Origin of the sequence: Shewanella sp. Sh95 (assembly GCF_001308045.1) — a bacterium.
GTDB classification, from domain to species: Bacteria; Pseudomonadota; Gammaproteobacteria; order Enterobacterales; family Shewanellaceae; genus Shewanella; species Shewanella xiamenensis.
This window is the reverse complement of the sequence record NZ_LGYY01000088.1, coordinates 1-15,946: the sequence shown is the minus strand read 5'-3', so window position 1 is coordinate 15,946 and position 15,946 is coordinate 1. Positions and strand designations below refer to the sequence as shown.

12 protein-coding genes are annotated in these 15,946 nt (G+C 47.3%); 4 read left to right on the top strand and 8 right to left on the bottom strand.

Annotated features, from left to right (window positions below):
• Positions 1 to 180 precede the first annotated feature (180 nt).
• The 4 genes from torD to torE all read right to left on the bottom strand — a co-directional run bounded on the left by torD (position 181) and on the right by torE (position 4,758).
• Positions 181 to 810, bottom strand: a complete 630-nt coding sequence (gene torD / locus AEA42_RS06450; protein WP_055647272.1) for a molecular chaperone TorD — start codon at positions 808 to 810, stop codon at positions 181 to 183.
• 67 nt (positions 811 to 877) lie between these two features.
• Positions 878 to 3,367, bottom strand: coding sequence for a trimethylamine-N-oxide reductase TorA (gene torA / locus AEA42_RS06445; protein ID WP_055647271.1), 2,490 nt, complete (start codon positions 3,365 to 3,367; stop codon positions 878 to 880).
• 15 nt (positions 3,368 to 3,382) lie between these two features.
• Positions 3,383 to 4,561 (bottom strand): pentaheme c-type cytochrome TorC, encoded by a 1,179-nt coding sequence (gene torC, locus AEA42_RS06440; RefSeq protein ID WP_055647270.1) that lies wholly within the window; start codon positions 4,559 to 4,561, stop codon positions 3,383 to 3,385.
• Between the two features lie 26 nt (positions 4,562 to 4,587).
• The gene (gene torE / locus AEA42_RS06435; RefSeq protein ID WP_011071462.1) at positions 4,588 to 4,758 is read right to left on the bottom strand and encodes a trimethylamine N-oxide reductase system protein TorE; all 171 of its coding nucleotides are present in this window, start codon (positions 4,756 to 4,758) and stop codon (positions 4,588 to 4,590) included.
• A gap of 517 nt (positions 4,759 to 5,275) precedes the next feature.
• On the opposite strand from torE, the gene AEA42_RS06430 reads away from it, so the two are divergent.
• Positions 5,276 to 6,628 carry an NCS2 family permease gene (locus AEA42_RS06430; RefSeq protein WP_037415303.1) on the top strand — a complete coding sequence of 451 codons (1,353 nt, stop codon included), beginning with the start codon at positions 5,276 to 5,278 and terminating at the stop codon, positions 6,626 to 6,628.
• Between the two features lie 299 nt (positions 6,629 to 6,927).
• Here AEA42_RS06430 and AEA42_RS06425 read toward each other — a convergent pair whose 3' ends face one another.
• The 3 genes from AEA42_RS06425 to AEA42_RS06415 form a co-directional block, all read right to left on the bottom strand.
• Positions 6,928 to 7,359 (bottom strand): CBS domain-containing protein, encoded by a 432-nt coding sequence (locus tag AEA42_RS06425; protein ID WP_055647269.1) that lies wholly within the window; start codon positions 7,357 to 7,359, stop codon positions 6,928 to 6,930.
• Between the two features lie 99 nt (positions 7,360 to 7,458).
• Positions 7,459 to 9,261: a lysophospholipid acyltransferase family protein gene (locus tag AEA42_RS06420; protein ID WP_231640361.1), complete on the bottom strand. Its 1,803-nt coding sequence runs from the start codon at positions 9,259 to 9,261 to the stop codon at positions 7,459 to 7,461.
• 101 nt (positions 9,262 to 9,362) lie between these two features.
• A complete protein-coding gene (locus tag AEA42_RS06415; RefSeq protein WP_055647267.1) occupies positions 9,363 to 10,448 on the bottom strand; it encodes a UDP-2,3-diacylglucosamine diphosphatase in 1,086 nt (361 codons plus the stop codon).
• A 576-nt stretch (positions 10,449 to 11,024) separates the two neighbouring features.
• Here AEA42_RS06415 and AEA42_RS06410 point away from each other — a divergent pair.
• The 3 genes from AEA42_RS06410 to AEA42_RS06400 all read left to right on the top strand — a co-directional run bounded on the left by AEA42_RS06410 (position 11,025) and on the right by AEA42_RS06400 (position 13,222).
• A complete protein-coding gene (locus AEA42_RS06410) occupies positions 11,025 to 11,645 on the top strand; it encodes a hypothetical protein (RefSeq protein WP_037428562.1) in 621 nt (206 codons plus the stop codon).
• 111 nt (positions 11,646 to 11,756) lie between these two features.
• Positions 11,757 to 12,575 (top strand): serine protease, encoded by an 819-nt coding sequence (locus AEA42_RS06405; RefSeq protein WP_037428560.1) that lies wholly within the window; start codon positions 11,757 to 11,759, stop codon positions 12,573 to 12,575.
• Between the two features lie 95 nt (positions 12,576 to 12,670).
• Positions 12,671 to 13,222 (top strand): hypothetical protein, encoded by a 552-nt coding sequence (locus AEA42_RS06400; protein WP_140906908.1) that lies wholly within the window; start codon positions 12,671 to 12,673, stop codon positions 13,220 to 13,222.
• Between the two features lie 430 nt (positions 13,223 to 13,652).
• Here the strand turns inward: AEA42_RS06400 and AEA42_RS06395 are convergent, their stop codons facing one another.
• Positions 13,653 to 15,011 carry a YjiH family protein gene (locus AEA42_RS06395; RefSeq protein WP_037415367.1) on the bottom strand — a complete coding sequence of 453 codons (1,359 nt, stop codon included), beginning with the start codon at positions 15,009 to 15,011 and terminating at the stop codon, positions 13,653 to 13,655.
• Between the last annotated feature and the right edge of the window lie 935 nt (positions 15,012 to 15,946).

Genomic DNA, 15,946 nt, shown 5'->3' with positions numbered 1-15,946 from the left:
TTAACTGCATGTATTTTGCCTAATCAATGCAAATCGAGGAATAAAAAAGCGGCTCCCATGGGAGCCGCATTTTGTTAACTTATTTCAGGACGAGACATGAGTTATCACCTTGAGTCTTAATGCTACTCTGGTTTAACGCTACTTGGGTTTAACGCTACTCGGGTTTTAGGCGGGTGGCGATCAATTGATTGTCTGTTCTAACTGCTGTTTATCTTGCTGCACCCAAGCGAGGGTGAGTGTGGCGAGAGCACTGTAAAAGCCATTGCTGTGCTTGCTATCGCACTCAACGACCTTGGCGACAAACTTTGATAACCATGAATCTATACAAGCGTTTAGGAAGCTTAACTGGGCAGCATCTTCACTGTGGCAAGCTAAGTGTCCCATATAGGCGAGGATCACGGCTAAGTGATCGGCAGGTTCAGGGAAGTGACTCTGCACTTGCAGTTTGCTCTGGTGTAAAAACTCGCTCATTTGTTGATGCTGCTGCCCAAATAGCAAGGGTTCTTCCTCGGGGCTCAAGTACAGGCTGGCATAGGGCGAGGCGCTGTGTTTTGTGCCTACGAGGAATAAACCGCAATAATCGGCGGCAAGTTCGAGCAAGGCTTCATCGCTCGTTAAGCCATTCAGCACCTTCTGTATGCTGACGACTGGCGCACTAAACTCGGGCGCATAACCCAGTTGTGTCCAGAATTGCTGCGCTTGCTCACTGGTGAGTTGCTTAAGGCGTTGCTCATCAATTTCACGGGCAAACAGAGAAGACAGCAGCTGATACACTAAGGCTCTGGCATGATTGATATCGACGTTGCTCATCGCATGTTCCTCAAGATTAACAGTGGAATGCGCCTAGTTGACTAGGCGCATCGCCTTGTGGGTTCGGTTAGATTTCGACTTCGATAGGTCCATCGAAGGAGCTGACCTTAGGGACTTTGCCTTGGTATTTCTCAAACTCGACCAGACAAGTATAGGCTGAGCAGGCTTGCGCCAACTTCGAGGTGCCAATGTCTAAGGTCAGAGTATTTGGATCGCCATAGCTACACAGGGCACCGATTTCGGCGCCACCTTCGACGCTGCCATCTTTACCCACTGGGCCATACCATGCGCCTTCATGAATTCGCACTACGCCTTTAGGGAAGCGATCCGATACCACGGCGCCCGCTAACAGTTGGCCACGGTCGTTAAAGACCCGCACTATATCGCCATCTTTAATGCCACGCGCTTTAGCATCCACAGGGCTGATATAGATGGGTTCGCGGCCGTTGACTGTGTAGGTTTCGCGGTATTCCTTCGACTCACACATTTGCGAGTGCAGACGTTTATCCGGATGGCAAGATTGTAGCCACATAGGATATTTGTCCGAACCTGGGCCACCATGGCTACGCTCGGCTTTTTCCATCCAAATGGGATGGCCTTGGCAGTCCTCATAACCGAACTGTTCAATCTTACGGCTGAAGATTTCAATCAAGCCAGAAGGCGTGCCTAGTGGATTGATTTCAGGATCGTTTCTAAAGTCGGCGTGGCGTGTCCACAGCTCGCCATCGCCAAAGTGCACATAACCTTGCTTCCAGAAGGTGGCAAAATCTGGCATCTCATACTTACCTGCGTTCGCGGCTTTACACTCGTTATAGAGGGTTTCTATCCACTCCATTTCGCTCATATTGCGGGTGTATTCTTTCTCTTTACCCATCAGCGCGGCAAAGCGAGTGAAGATTTCAAAGTCTGACAAACTTTCAAACAGCGGCTCGACCATCTTCTGCATCGCCAAAATACCGCGGTTAGCATAGGCGCCGTATACATCGATATCGTTGCGCTCATAGGTGGTGCAGGCGGGCAGCACTATGTCGGAGAAGCGGCAAGTCGCCGTCCAGTTCACATCGATAGTGACCACGCATTCAAGCTTTTGGAAGGCTTGCTTCATGCGGTTACGGTCTTGATGGTGATTCCATGGGTTATTACCCGAGAAAATCATCATCTTAATATCGGGATACACCACTTTCGAACCGTTGGCATCAATGGTTTTGCCGGGTTCGAGGATCGCATCAATCCAACGGGCGACGGGAATGGTGCTGCTCGCGCCTTTAAAGTCGGTGCTGTCGAACAGGGGTTTTTGGTTCTCGTCTAAGTTACGCGGGAAGGCGCCGGGCGCCGCCGCATTTGTCGCAGGTACACCAATACTGGAATAGTGATGACCATAGCTGATGCCACCGCCGGGCAAACCAATTTGTCCTATCATGGTCGCGAGGACTGCGGCCATCCAGTAAGGTTGCTCACCGTGTTGTTGGCGCTGAATACACCAACCCATCATGATTTGGGTGCGACCCTTAACTAAGGTTTTCGCCAGATCGCGGATGATGTGTGGCTCAACCCCACAGATTGGCGCTGCCCACTCAGGGGTTTTGGCGATACCGTCTTTAGTGCCCATCACGTAAGGCACAAACTCTTCGAAGCCTAAGCTATAGCCTTGGATGAATTTATCATCGTAAAGTTTTTGGGTGATCATCTCATGGGCGATGGCCAGCATCAGCGTCACGTCAGTCTGTGGGTTCACATACAACTGCTCACAGCCAAGGTAAGCCTGGGTTTTAGTCACCACAGGGTCGATACTTATCACGCGGATCTTGCCCTGTTTGACCTTCTCTTTTAACTGCGCGAGGTAAGCGAAGGCCTCATGGGTTTCAGCGTTCCAACCCACTTGCAGGTTTTTGTAAGGATCGTTTGACCAGAGCACAATCGTGTTGCTGTTTTCTAAGATCAGCGGCCAAGAGGTGCCTTGGGCATACACTTCGGTTGAGCCTAACACATATGGCAGAATGGTTTGGCCTGCACCGGTGGAGTAGTCTCCGATTTTCTTCACATAGTTGCCGTGCATCCCCACCGCGCGCTGCATATGGCTGGTGCTGGAATGCAGTTGCCCGGTTGCGCGCCAACCTGTTTGTCCTGCGTGTAAGCCCGATGGACCGTATTGGGTTTGGATTTCATCGAGTGAGTGTTTAAACAGCTTTAATGCTTTATCCCAGGTCACGCGAACGAAGCGGAAATCCCCCCGTTGCTGGGTATTGCTCTTATGGCCTTTCAGTAAAAAGTCTAAGCGAACCATAGGGTAACGCACACGGGATGGGTTATAGACCATACCGCGGATACCGTTAATCATATCCGTTGGATATTTATCTAAATCGAAGGCTTTGACCTCGGCAATTACACCGTTTTTACGTTTGATTTTAAAGGCGCCAAAGTGTGAGCCTGTGGTCAGCCATTCGTCTTCATTTAAGCCTGTGCTGGCGAGCGCATTTAAGGGCGCTAACACTGAGCTGCCACCTAAAGCAACGAAAGAGGTTGAGGCTAAGCCTTTTAAAAAGTCTCTTCTGTTCATGGTATTACTCCCGAATTAGTGCTCTTTTTTCACGAAGGTTGACGAATGTTCTTGCAGATATTTCTGCACCAGCGCTTGAGTGTCTTGGTCCATGTTCACGAAGGCCAACATGCCTTGGAACATGCCTGGCCAGGTATTGGCATCGAAATGCGCTTCATCTGGCTGGGTATGGCACACACTACAGCTTGAGCGGAAGGTATCGCGGGCATAGCCCCAGATTGGTTGCAGCTCGGTGAGCAGGTAATCTTTATCGGTCCAGATTTGGGCTTCAACCCGTTGCCATTTCAGGCCTGTCATTGGGTCTTCTTTCTCTTCAAAGGTTTGGATAACACCTTCGGTTTCTGCTGCATCTTTGCTTAACTGTGCCGACAGAATGTTTACGCCAAAGTCCATGTAGATCACGCGGCCTGCGCCGATTTTCTTACGCCAGCCATCGATAGCAATTTTGATGCGCTTACCTTTAGTTTCGAGCACTTTGACTTTAGTCGCGACGTTTAAGGTACCGGCTTCAACATCACCTTTTTCACTAAAGAACAGAGGCTTAGTTAGGGCACTGTAGTAGGTTTGGTTGGTTTCGACTGAGCTGACGCCAGCGCCGACTTCGGCGATGAGTTCAGGTGCACGGGCCGTGCCCATTTCAGGTAGATGGTGGGCAATGCCTTTGTGGCAATCGATACAGCTTTGGTCGATTTCGGCGGCACGTTTCATCTGTTTTTGCGCCAGTGGTGACATGCTTTCCCACTTCATCGAGTTGTAGTTGTGGCAGTTCTTACAGGCCAGTGAATTGTCGCGATCGAAACGTTTCCATTCGCGGCTCGCCATTTCGAGACGTTTAGCTTCAAATTTTTCAGGGGTGTTGACCGTGTTGAATAACCAGCCCCAAACATCGTGGGAAGCTTCCATCTTACGGGCAATCTTACGGCTCCAGTTGTGGGGCACGTGACAGTCGGGGCAGGTGGCGCGCACACCTGAATGATTCGACCAATGCACAGTTTCCTGTAACTCTTGGTAAGGCTTGCTTTCCATACTGTGGCAGCTAATACAGAAGGCTTCGGTGTTGGTGGCTTCCAATGCGGTGTTAAATCCGCCCCAGAAGATGATGCCCATGATAAAAGCACTGATGCTGACAGCGCCTAAGGTGAGAGCTTTTGTGGGTTTGTTTAGTGTGCGCCAGAGGTTGATTAACCACTTCATAATAGCGTCCTCAAAGTATCAGTGAATTAGTGGCCGACAACGCCGCCGAAGGCTTGGATCATCCAAATGATGAAACCGTAGAGACTGATCCCCGCGATAGTCAGTGCGGGAAAGAGTATGAAAATGATGAATCCCAGCGCCTTTAACTCATTGCTGCGTGAGGACTTATCCGATGTTTGCATGGTGGGCTTTGTCATTGGGAAGAGCTCCGTTCGAAAGCGATTTTTGATGGGAGCACTATAAAGGGGAGATGTGAATGGACTTGCCTGCTGGGATGAATGGGCTTTGACAATATATGAAAAATTATGAAAATTTTAAAAGTCTCATCATTTTTTGTTTTACTGACAGAGCGTTAATCTTATTTCTGTGATCGCTATCGGCAGTTTGATATGCAGTTTAGGTGTTTTTTTAAACACTGATTTTGACTTTTTTGGCTAATTATTTACTGAAGTGCAGGCGAGGTCTTAGCTATCTGGCGGCGTTTACAGTATTATCCGCGGCCAACAAAGGCTGCGTTTGCATGGTTAAAGTGATTTTAACTGGGCAAAGCGTCACTGCTTGCAGATCATGGATTTTTCCCGATGTAGGAGAATGATGTGGATCTCTCACCCAAGTCATTGGATTTGGGGCTCTAATCTGCCGCAGCCGGCGTCGCCAATGGTAAAACCAATTGGTATCGACCCTATTTTAAGAGATCACAAGGTATAACAAGATATGTCTGAGCAATTGAGTTCAACAGCCGTACCCTCTGGTTCGTTTCTGAACCGTTTTTTTTCAATTCAACAACGTGGTAGCACAGTTCGCCAAGAAGTGATTGCAGGGTTAACCACCTTCCTCGCTATGGTGTACTCAGTGATTGTGGTACCCAATATGTTAGGCAAAGCCGGATTCGACCCTGGTGCCGTGTTCGTCGCTACCTGTTTAATTGCCTCCTTTGGCTCGCTGCTGATGGGACTCTGGGCGAATCTGCCCATGGCCATTGGTTGTGCGATTTCACTCACCGCCTTTACCGCCTTCGGCTTGGTGTTAGGTCAGGGCATGAGTATCCCTGTCACCTTAGGCGCCATCTTTTGGATGGGCGTGATTTTTACCATCGTGAGCGTTACGGGTGTGCGTCAATGGGTGCTGGCTAACCTACCCAAGGGCATTGCCCATGGTACAGGTATCGGTATTGGCTTGTTTTTACTCTTAATTGCCACTAACAGTGTGCAGTTGATTGTGGCCAATGACGCGGGTCTGCCAGTGAAGTTAGGCGACATTAACAGCTTGCCCGTTATCGCGACCGTCCTAGGTTTAGCAGCGACGATTGGTTTAGAGCGTCGCGGCGTACCCGGCGGGATTTTATTGGTGATTATCGGCCTATCCCTGTTTGGTTTAGTGTTTGATCCAAGCGTGAAATTCCAAGGTTTATTCGCCGTGCCTGATTTTACCTCTGAGCACTCGCTGATTGGCCAAATGGATATTATGGGCGCCTTAAATCCAGTGGTATTACCGATTGTACTCGCGCTGGTGATGACGGCGATTTTTGATGCCACCGGCACTATCCGCGCGGTAGCTGGTCAAGCTAATCTGCTGGATAAAGACGATAATATCGTTGGCGGTGGCAAGGCATTAACTTCGGATTCTGTCAGCAGCATGTTTGCGGGTATCGTCGGCGGCGCACCTGCGGCCGTGTATATCGAATCGGCAGCGGGTACGGCGGCGGGCGGTAAGACGGGTTTAACTGCGACCATAGTGGGCGGATTATTCCTGCTAATGGTATTCCTTGCTCCGCTCAGCTATTTGGTGCCGGCTTATGCCACTGCGCCTGCGCTGATGTATGTCGGGCTATTGATGCTCAGCAATGTGACTAAGCTGGACTTTAATGACAAGGTCGATGCGATGGCGGGCTTAACCTGCGCTGTGTTCATCATCCTCAGCTGTAACATTGTGACCGGTATTATGCTCGGGTTTGTGACTTTAGTGGTTGGCCGTATTTTTAGCGGTGAAATTCGTCAACTTAAGTTAGGCGTACTCGCCATTACGCTGGGCCTTGTAGCCTTCTATATGGGCGGCTGGGCAATCTAGTTTTTTATACCAATCACATTAAATATCTAATCAGTTCAGAGCCTCACAGACATCTCAATCCAAGGCGCATTGACGAAGAAATGGTTATTCCCTTTTAAGTCAATGTAACACGGGAGTGAGATGCCTGTGAGGCTCCCGAAGGGCGGGGTTGAACGGGCTTTATACTGCGTTTAAGGCTTTCGACAGAGCACCACTATGCCTTCAAGCCTTCGCCTTGTCTAAAGCCCGTTTAACTCCCGCTGAATGAACAGATATTTGATACGATTGGTATTACTCTATAAAGTCGAAAGCGAGTGCCGTTAGCACTCGCTTTCATTCACCTCATTGTGTTCACAATAGGCTCGCAGTAAATCCTTCCAGGTCACTATCCCCACCAGATCGCCGTTTTCCAGTACGGGTAAACAACCAATATTGTGTTCCAGCAAGGTACGGCTGGCGACATCGAGCGACACATGTGGCGCTACGGTCACCGGATTGCGGGTCATTACTTGATGGACGCGTTTTTGCAGGGTTTCGAGATCTTTCGAGGTTTCGGCGCTGCTGCCCAGATTCGGACTGATAGCACGCAGCAAGTCGCGCTCCGACAGTACGCCTTCGAGTTTATATTCATCCACTACCAGCAGATGGTGGAAGTTTGCCTGCTCGAAAATCTCCTTCGCCACGGTTAAACGATCGTCCATTTCGACTGTGACGACTCGGGTACGCATAATATCGGCGATAATGATCGGCATGATAAACCCTTACAAGGATATGTATCCTTAATGCACTGTATTACAGATACTTATAACAGACCGATGTTTATTTAGCCAATACCTTAAACAGGATTATGCTTAATCCTGCTTGTCTGATCCATCTTCAGCCATCAAAGGATTGCGTAAGTCTTCGGGTAAATGAGCACCGATATAACGTTGGTACTTTTTCCCTTTCAGTTTATGGGTATCGACCAGAACCAAACCATCGACACAGTCGCCAAAATCGGCATTGATACCAAAGGCGAGAAACTTCACCCCATCCTGCTTACACAGCTCGCCATACTGCTTGTACAGGGTTGGCACCGCGGCGCCCATACTCGCCAGCATTTGTTTTAGCTGCTTAAAGTGGCTTTGGTAATCCTCGCCCGAATAGATTTCATCCAACTGCAATTTGCGCTGCTTGGATAGTCCAAAGGGGGACATGGATACCGCGAGCTGCTCTGCTGGCGCAAACTCCTTGGAGTAGAAATGCACTAGCATTTCCCGCGCGCTGCCAGGCAGTTGATTGCTGATGGACACTGGGCCAAACAGGTAGCGGTATTCTGGGTGTTTTGCGAGGAAGGCGCCAATGCCAAACCAGAGGTAGTCGAGACTGCGTTTGCCCCAATATTTGGGCTGCACAAAACTGCGGCCAAGTTCTAAGCCTTGTTTAACAAAGGGCATAAAACCATCGGCATATTGGAACAGGGATTGGCTGTAGAGGGCGTTGTCGCCGTAGCGATTTAGCACTTGCTCGCCGCTGGCGAAACGATAGGCGCCGACAATTTCAAACTGTTCTTTATCCCACAGCACCAGATGTTGGTAGTAGGAATCGTATTTATCGATATCGCGGCGCTTGCCCGTGCCTTCGCCGACGGCGCGAAAGGCAATTTCCCGCAGGCGGCCAATTTCGCGCATGATGGGGTTGCTGTCCTGATGCTGATACAAATAAATCAGCTTGTTATCTTGGGTTTCACCGAGGAGTTCACATTGTTGCAGCGCGGCCTGCAACTCTCGGCGCGACTCCGGGTGGGCGATGGCGCTTTGGGTGATAAACAGCGGGTCTTTATCTTTACCGATGCGATACAGATGATTTTTAAGCAGTTTTATCTTGGTTTTTAGCGGAAAATCCATCGAGCGCACAGCTTCATTCGGAATAAGCTCGCCGATACGAATGGGCATATTACGCTTGGCCTGTTTAAACATCTCCTTGACCAGTAGCAATGTAGCTAAGGGTTTGTAAATCATCGAAGCGCCGTAGAAGGTGGCCGAGTTTTTGGCATCCAAAAAGATTGGCAGCAGCGGCGCATTACAGGAAATCGCCATCTTTAAAAAGCCCGAGTGCCACAGGGTATCGCGCACGCCGCTCGGACGCAGGCGAGAGACTTCCCCCGACGGGAAAATCAGTACCGCGCCTTCATTGCGCAGATGCTGATGGATTTTTTCGAGGTGCTGTTTCGGCGTGCCGCCCGTCATATTGCGCACTGGTAGCAGGATCGAATGCAAAGGCTCGAGCGCCATCAGGAGCTCGTTCGCTACAACCTTGATATCGGGACGGATTTCGCTGACGAGTTTAATCAGGGCGAGGGCATCGAGGGAGCCAATCGGATGATTGGCGAAGATCACCACGCGGCCCTCGCAGGGAATATTTTCGACCTCGTTGGCGGGCACGGTAAAGCTAAAATCGAAACTGGCGAGCACTTGCTCGACAAAATCGACCCCTTGCAGATAGGCAAATTGATTGGCTATCTCGTTACATTGTTTTTCATTCAACAGGTAGCGCAGCATGGCCTTAGTCGGCTTGGCTAACCAAGGTTTGTCCTTGAGGGCGGGCAGGTTTTGCTCCACCACATTATCGACGGTAAAGATCATCGAACTGGCTTTTAAGGTAGGCATTAGCATGGCTGCTCCGCTGGCTGCGTCCTGCGTTAATGCGTTGGCGCTTAATGTGTTAGGACTTAATGATTCAGTGTTTGGGGTATGAGGTGTTAATTGGTTCATAATTAGGCAACATCCCTTGGTTGGATTTCTGCTTGTTTGGGGCTGTTTGTGGCCGTTTGTGGAATAGGTTTTGAGGCTTGAGTAGGCATTCGAATGGGCGCTTTGGGCGGCGTTTTCGCCAGCACAATACTGCTCAGAATATCGAGGTTTAAGCTTTGCTCATTCCAGCGGCAGAGCTGTAATTCCCCGTTTAAGGTTTCGGTGATCAGGCTACAGTTTTCGACCCAGTCACCATCATTGGCATAGACTATCTGGCGTTTATCCGGCGTACTGTATTGGTTATCTCGAGCGTGAATCGATAGCTCTGGCTGGTGGATATGGCCGCAGATCACGCCATCCACATCATAGTGCTGGGCATAATTCACCACGGCTTGGCGAAAACGGGCTATAGCCGTCTGTGCCTTGCCAACGCGGGATTTGATATAGCTGGCAAGTGACCAATACGGGTAACCTAAACGCTCACGCAGGCGATGGAGGTTGCGGTTGAGAAACAGCAGTAAGTCGTAGAGGTGATCGCCCAAGATAGCGTAGAAGCGGCCAACGCAAACATCGGCATCGAACTGATCGCCATGCAGCATTAACAGTTTGTGGCCGCCAATCCCCTGATGAATATGTTGGCGAGCAATTTTGATATTCAGCAGCGTCAGTTCGGCATAGGGCTTGATTAGCTCATCGTGGTTACCCGGCAGATACATCACCTGAGTGCCGTTTTGTGCCAGTTCAATCAGCTTTTGCAATACCTTATTGTGGCTCTCGGGCCAGTGCAGGCGGCGTTTGAGCGCCCATAAATCCACAATATCGCCGACCAGATACAAGTGCTGACAACGCACGGTATTTAATAGGCTTAACAGATAGTCGGCTTTGCAATCCTTACAACCTAGATGGATATCCGATAGCCAGAGGGCGTTGACTGTGATGGTTTGGTTATTTGCGGCGTTGGCAATATGTGGTGTTGAGAAGGAAGTGTCGTAAACACTGGATGGAGCATTGTCGGAAGAGTTGGAAGGAGTGTTACGGGAAGAGTTGCGGGGAGTCTTGAGAGCGTCGATAAGCGTTCGATCAAGTCTCCTGTAATTAGCTCCAGTCATCTCATATTCACCCTATGCGGCTGTTGACTGCCTTAGAGATTAGTGACGGGCTTTGACTGAATGATGAAGCTTAAGTGACATGCAGATGACAAAAGAGTGGATTAGGCTGGAGTTAACCCAACAAGATTCCGTTCTGGGTGCATTGACTGTCGATAGATTGAGTTAACTCATTTTTGCCCCCAAAGTGATTTAACAAGTTGTCTGTGGTGCATCTAAAAGCAGACTTTCTTGCCTAAAAGTTTTCATCCTTAATAACTCAACTTTTGCAATTCATACAGATGACTAAAGGCTGGATAGGCATACAGTCATATTTAAAAATGATGATTTTCATCCTAACTTTGTGCGCGTTTTCACATTTGAATACAAATAAATATATTTATAATCAATTACATATAAATCACATGGATTAGATAATAGGTTTGGAAAACGCGCATGCGCGTTTTTCCAGATGGTGTATTTGGAAGAAAGCTGATAAGTTCTTTGCATACAGATAGTTAACCGTGCGCGTTTTCACTGGTCCAACGAGGTAAACGCGCATGCGCACGAATAAAATGTTATGCGTAAAGGAAATACCGAGTGAGTAGCGAAGACTGGTATAGAAACAAAGAGTGGAGCGAAGAAATTGAAAGCAAGTTCTTCGAGAAGCTAAAGCGTGCTCGTCGAAAAGAGCAGTATTTGCGAATCCAGGCTTGCACCATTGCCAGTACAGAACCTGATATTGCACTTTCGCTACTCAAACAATACTTCGAGCTTAACGATGACTTCGACCATGCTCAGGCTTACTGTGATATGGCAACTGCATATATCGCTAAGGGTGAGCTCGAAAATGCAATCAACTCTTATGGCAAGGCTTTAGAAAGAGAGTCGGTATTTCCAAATTTAAAGACCGATGCATATATTCTTTATCCGCTAGTGATCGTTGAGAACAAACTTTCTAAGTTATATCAGTCTGCCAACCAAGTCCTAGATGAACATCAGGAGCGGTTAATGTTTCCAGTTGACCATTTTCGTTGGCATGCAGCAAAGGCAATAATTTCCGCAGAAAGTGGCAACTCTGAGCAGGCTGCCAATCATGCCGGACAAGCATTTGACGCTGCTCAAATAAAGAAGTCTGGTTTTCGGTTCCATCAAAACCTTGGCTTGGTGGGCAAAGAATATAAAGGCTTGGTAAATGAGCTTCGTGCCATTCACGCATAACAAGTCAAAGCACTCGGACTTGGTAAAGCTGTCACCTTTTTCGCTTGCGCAAAAAAGCCGCCAACTTCACCAAGCCGGTGTTAGAGGCGTTAGGCATCAGGAGATATACACATGGAATTGAGTCCCGCAGAGCAATTTGCTCATAGCACTGTACGAATTGAATGTGATATGAAAGGTGGTGGGGTTGGTACTGGTACTGGCTTTTTCTATAGCTTGGATAAAAACGGTGATCAACATATCCCTGTTATCGTAACCAACAAGCATGTAATAGAAGGGGCAACCAGAGGTCGATTTCTCCTAACCTTGAGAAATGCCGAAGGTGGTCCTGATATTGGTAACTCAAAATCATTTGAGCTTGATAACTTTCAAGCAAGATGGCTACCACATCCTGATAATGAAGTTGACCTATGCGTTATGCCTATAGCGCCGCTAATCCGGGAAGCTGAAGCAACAAACACCCAGTTTTATTTTATAACTCTGGATAAGGAGCTTATTCCCACAGAGGCCGATCTAAACGATATGCTCGGGTTAGAGAATATTTTAATGGTTGGCTATCCTAACGGATTATGGGACAAGGCTAATAACCTTCCAATTTTCAGAAAAGGTGTTTTGGCATCTGATTACAAAAGAGATTGGAACGGAAAGAAAGAGTTTTTGATTGATGCGGCTTGTTTTCCTGGCTCCAGTGGCTCACCTGTTCTGCTGTTTGAGATCGGTAATTACCAAACTCGTAATGCGCTTGTGATGGGGTCTAGGATAAAGCTTTTAGGGGTGTTATACGCAGGACCTCAACATACGGTGCAAGGTGATGTAATAGTTGTTCCAGTTGCAACGCAACAACGAGCAGTGGCTGTTGCAGGAATTCCGAATAATTTAGGGATCATCATAAAGGCGGAGCAGTTGTTGGCCTTTGAAGGGAAGCTGAAATAATGCCTAACAAATCAATTAACTTCGCGCCTTCGGCGCCGGACGCGCTACCACGCGCCGCTTATTTCAGACGTTAGGTGTCAATAGCAATTCATCTCATGGCTTCTCAAATGTATATGAAAAAATTAAGTGAAATAACAAGAACGGAAGTTTTTTTTACTTCATCTCTGCATCATGCGTATGTCAGCGATCGTGAACCGCTTCAAACGTTGTTAATCAATAAGCTAGGTTTGGATAGTGGTGTTGAAATAATAGATAGTGGCTATGAAATATGTTTATTCAGAGATTTAGCGAAAGAGGGATATATTGGTCGTGAAGATAAGTCGTTTGAGAAACAGACATTCGATAATGTGTTTGTTCTTTCTGATGAATCAATCGTATTGGTTGAGGCCAAAGCAAACCAAAAATTTAGCCCTAATCAAATCGAAAAGATGGTTCTTGCTAAAGAAATGATACAGAGTAGTGAGCTACCTTGGAATCAAGTTTATCTTGTAGGGTTGTGCTCATCGAAATACAGGCCTAAAGCAACTACTGTTAGGAATTTCGACGCCGTTATTACTTGGGCTGAAGTTGCGGTATGTTCAAATGAACACAGAGCTGTTTTTGAACGAGCCGATAACATTTACAATGACCGCGCAGCGCACAGCTAACAAAGTTGTAAACGCGAACAAAAAACCGTTGGCTTTGTTCGTGCCTCACAAAATTTTAGCCAACAATTTTTTGCCGATTACAACGCCGTTATCGCCATAGAAATTTTTATCCGAAATTCGCCTGATGCAGCCGAGGTTCTGACACGCTTTTGTCCCTTAGCTTTTTGCGTACATACGGCAAATGGGTAGTTAAAATTGGCATTGGGGCATCAGTGACCGTTGGCGACATGGATGTCGCCGTCGAGCCTATAGGGATATATTCACGGCGAGTCACTGGGGAAACAATGACAATAAACTCGTTGAGCAGATCAAATGGCTATTTTGCTTTTATTCTTAAACTGAGTTGTGTGGTTACGAGTGGAGTTTGGACAGTATAAAAAAGGGGAGTCAGTTAATCTGACTCCCCTTGATATTTTAGGTGATGTTGCGCTTAGAACAGCAAATGAGCCACGCCAGCAATGACTGGCAACGTCACTAAGGTACGCAGTACGAACACGACAAATAGCTCAACAAAATTCACTGGGATCTTACTGCCAATCAGCAGCGCGCCCACTTCACTCATGTAAATCAGCTGTGTGACTGATAAGGCAGCAATCACAAAGCGGGTCATATCCGATTCGATAGAGCTGGCTAAAATCGACGGGATAAACATATCGGCAAAGCCGACAACGATGGTTTTAGAGGCTTCGGTCGCTTCAGGGATATGCAGCAGTTCCAGTAACGGAATAAACGGCATACCTAAGTAATTGAAGATGGACGTATGCTCGGCGATGATCAGCGCCGTGGTACCAATGGCCATTACTACAGGGAGAATGCCAAATATCATATCGATAACGTTTTTAATACCTTCATTTAAGACGGCTTTGATACCACCAGCACTGGCCGCTTTCTCGAGCGCTTTATCAAAGCCCCAAGAGAGTGCGCCGTGTCCTGCGGGGATCATCTCATCATCGGGTTGACGTGGCGTATCGTCGATATAGTTATCCTTCTTCCACGACAGTGGCGGTAACTTAGGTACAATCACGGCCGCCGCAAAACCCGCTAAACACACAGTCAGGTAGAAGGGCACAAACATATGCTCTAACTTCACCTGTGAGATCACCACTAAGCTGAAGGTAATTGACACCGCCGAGAAGGTGGTACCGATAACCGCGGCTTCCCTTTGGGTGTAAAAACGCGCTTCGTATTGCTTGCTGGTCAGCAGGATCCCAACGCTACCATCACCTAACCAAGAGGCCATACAGTCGATGGCGCTGCGACCTGGCAGGTTAAACACGGGGCGCATCACTTTAGTCAGCAGAGTACCAAATAGCTCTAATAGACCGAAGTTTAATAGCAGTGGCAGCAACATACCGGCGAAGATAAACACCGAGAAGAGTACGGGTAACAGGTCGTTCAGCACTAAGGCACCAGTACTTGAGGAGTTAATCGCTTCAGGGCCAATGCCAAAGTAGGTCAGCACGATAAAGACAGCGCCAACGACACGGGTGGTAAGCCACAGCGGGCTGATGTTGAGTAAACCATTGAGGAAGTGATTGTTCAGCACAAACTTAGGTTTGAGTAACTTTGTCAGCACAGAGGCAAAGGCCATGGCGACAACAATCACAGTCACGATTAAGGTTAATACATCGCTTAACACGCTTTGCAGTGCTTTAGAGATGATTGCGATGGGAATCGTTATCGCATCGTTATAGCTGATAGGGGTCATAAACAGCAGCAGACCGATCAGCGAAGGGACGATAAAGGTGAGTATCGTCTTAATGTTGCGGTTTTTATGTTCAGTAGCCAATGGTGTACACCTTAAAGTACGAGTCGCACAAATAAACTTGAATAAATGCTCTCTCAAAACCGCATTCTTTGCTGGGGTGAGGTGCATTTTCATTCAACTCAAAATCGAGAAGGGGGAAGATTACTCGCTTAGCGCCGCCATGTAAAACGATTCGGAAATTTGTTTGAGATAAGCAGCAAAATAGCATAGTTATTTGGACGATTTCTAATGAATGATTTGGGCATAAAATAGCGTTTTGATGCAGTTTATTTTAATTTAATCAACTAATTATAGAATGGTGTTGCGAATTGTTTATTGAGTTGTTTTGCTCTTGGGGTTATTGGTTTTTTTGTGATATTTTGTTCAAAATTTTCTCAATGGATCTTCACTAATTACACTTTTAGATGCTTTTTTGTCCATGAATCGTATCGGGGCTTCAGTTGTTGCTAACTTAATGTGAGCCAACTAACACTGGTGAGAATGATGGGGTAACCTTTTGGGACGATACAGCGATAATTGAATTTATTGTGATTATTTATTCATTTTTAACTTTGGATTTGCATATATTTTATTGAAAAATGACTAAATTACGAGTGTTTTTGCGATGACTAAAAAATCGCGAATAGTGATGAAATAAAATATTACGCTAAAGAGGATAGGGGCCGCTTTAATTCTTTGTAATTCCATGTAAGTTAGTACTACTTTGGTTTGGCTAAATTATCCATGACTGTTATAAAAATGAATATGGCGACAAGGGGCTCGGCACTTGCCACTAAGTTTGGTTTTCTTGGTATTTTTGGATTGATGCTGGGGATCTGTGTGGCGGTATCCCCCTGTGTCAGGATTGTTGTCACCCCTAAATAATCATTATGTTTAAAGACAGGGTGCGGCAAAAGAGAACGATATGGCTCGGTATTCACCAGAACGTAAAGAGGCGATCCTTAAAAAATTATTAC

Bases quoted from the DNA above. Each gene is read 5' to 3' on its own strand.
- torD (WP_055647272.1), bottom strand. From the start codon at position 810: ATGAGCAACGTCGATATCAATCATGCCAGAGCCTTAGTGTATCAGCTG.
- torA (WP_055647271.1), bottom strand. From the start codon at position 3,367: ATGAACAGAAGAGACTTTTTAAAAGGCTTAGCCTCAACCTCTTTCGTT.
- torC (WP_055647270.1), bottom strand. From the start codon at position 4,561: ATGAAGTGGTTAATCAACCTCTGGCGCACACTAAACAAACCCACAAAA.
- torE (WP_011071462.1), bottom strand. From the start codon at position 4,758: ATGACAAAGCCCACCATGCAAACATCGGATAAGTCCTCACGCAGCAAT.
- AEA42_RS06430 (WP_037415303.1), top strand. From the start codon at position 5,276: ATGTCTGAGCAATTGAGTTCAACAGCCGTACCCTCTGGTTCGTTTCTG.
- AEA42_RS06425 (WP_055647269.1), bottom strand. From the start codon at position 7,359: ATGCCGATCATTATCGCCGATATTATGCGTACCCGAGTCGTCACAGTC.
- AEA42_RS06420 (WP_231640361.1), bottom strand. From the start codon at position 9,261: ATGCTAATGCCTACCTTAAAAGCCAGTTCGATGATCTTTACCGTCGAT.
- AEA42_RS06415 (WP_055647267.1), bottom strand. From the start codon at position 10,448: ATGACTGGAGCTAATTACAGGAGACTTGATCGAACGCTTATCGACGCT.
- AEA42_RS06405 (WP_037428560.1), top strand. From the start codon at position 11,757: ATGGAATTGAGTCCCGCAGAGCAATTTGCTCATAGCACTGTACGAATT.
- AEA42_RS06400 (WP_140906908.1), top strand. From the start codon at position 12,671: ATGGCTTCTCAAATGTATATGAAAAAATTAAGTGAAATAACAAGAACG.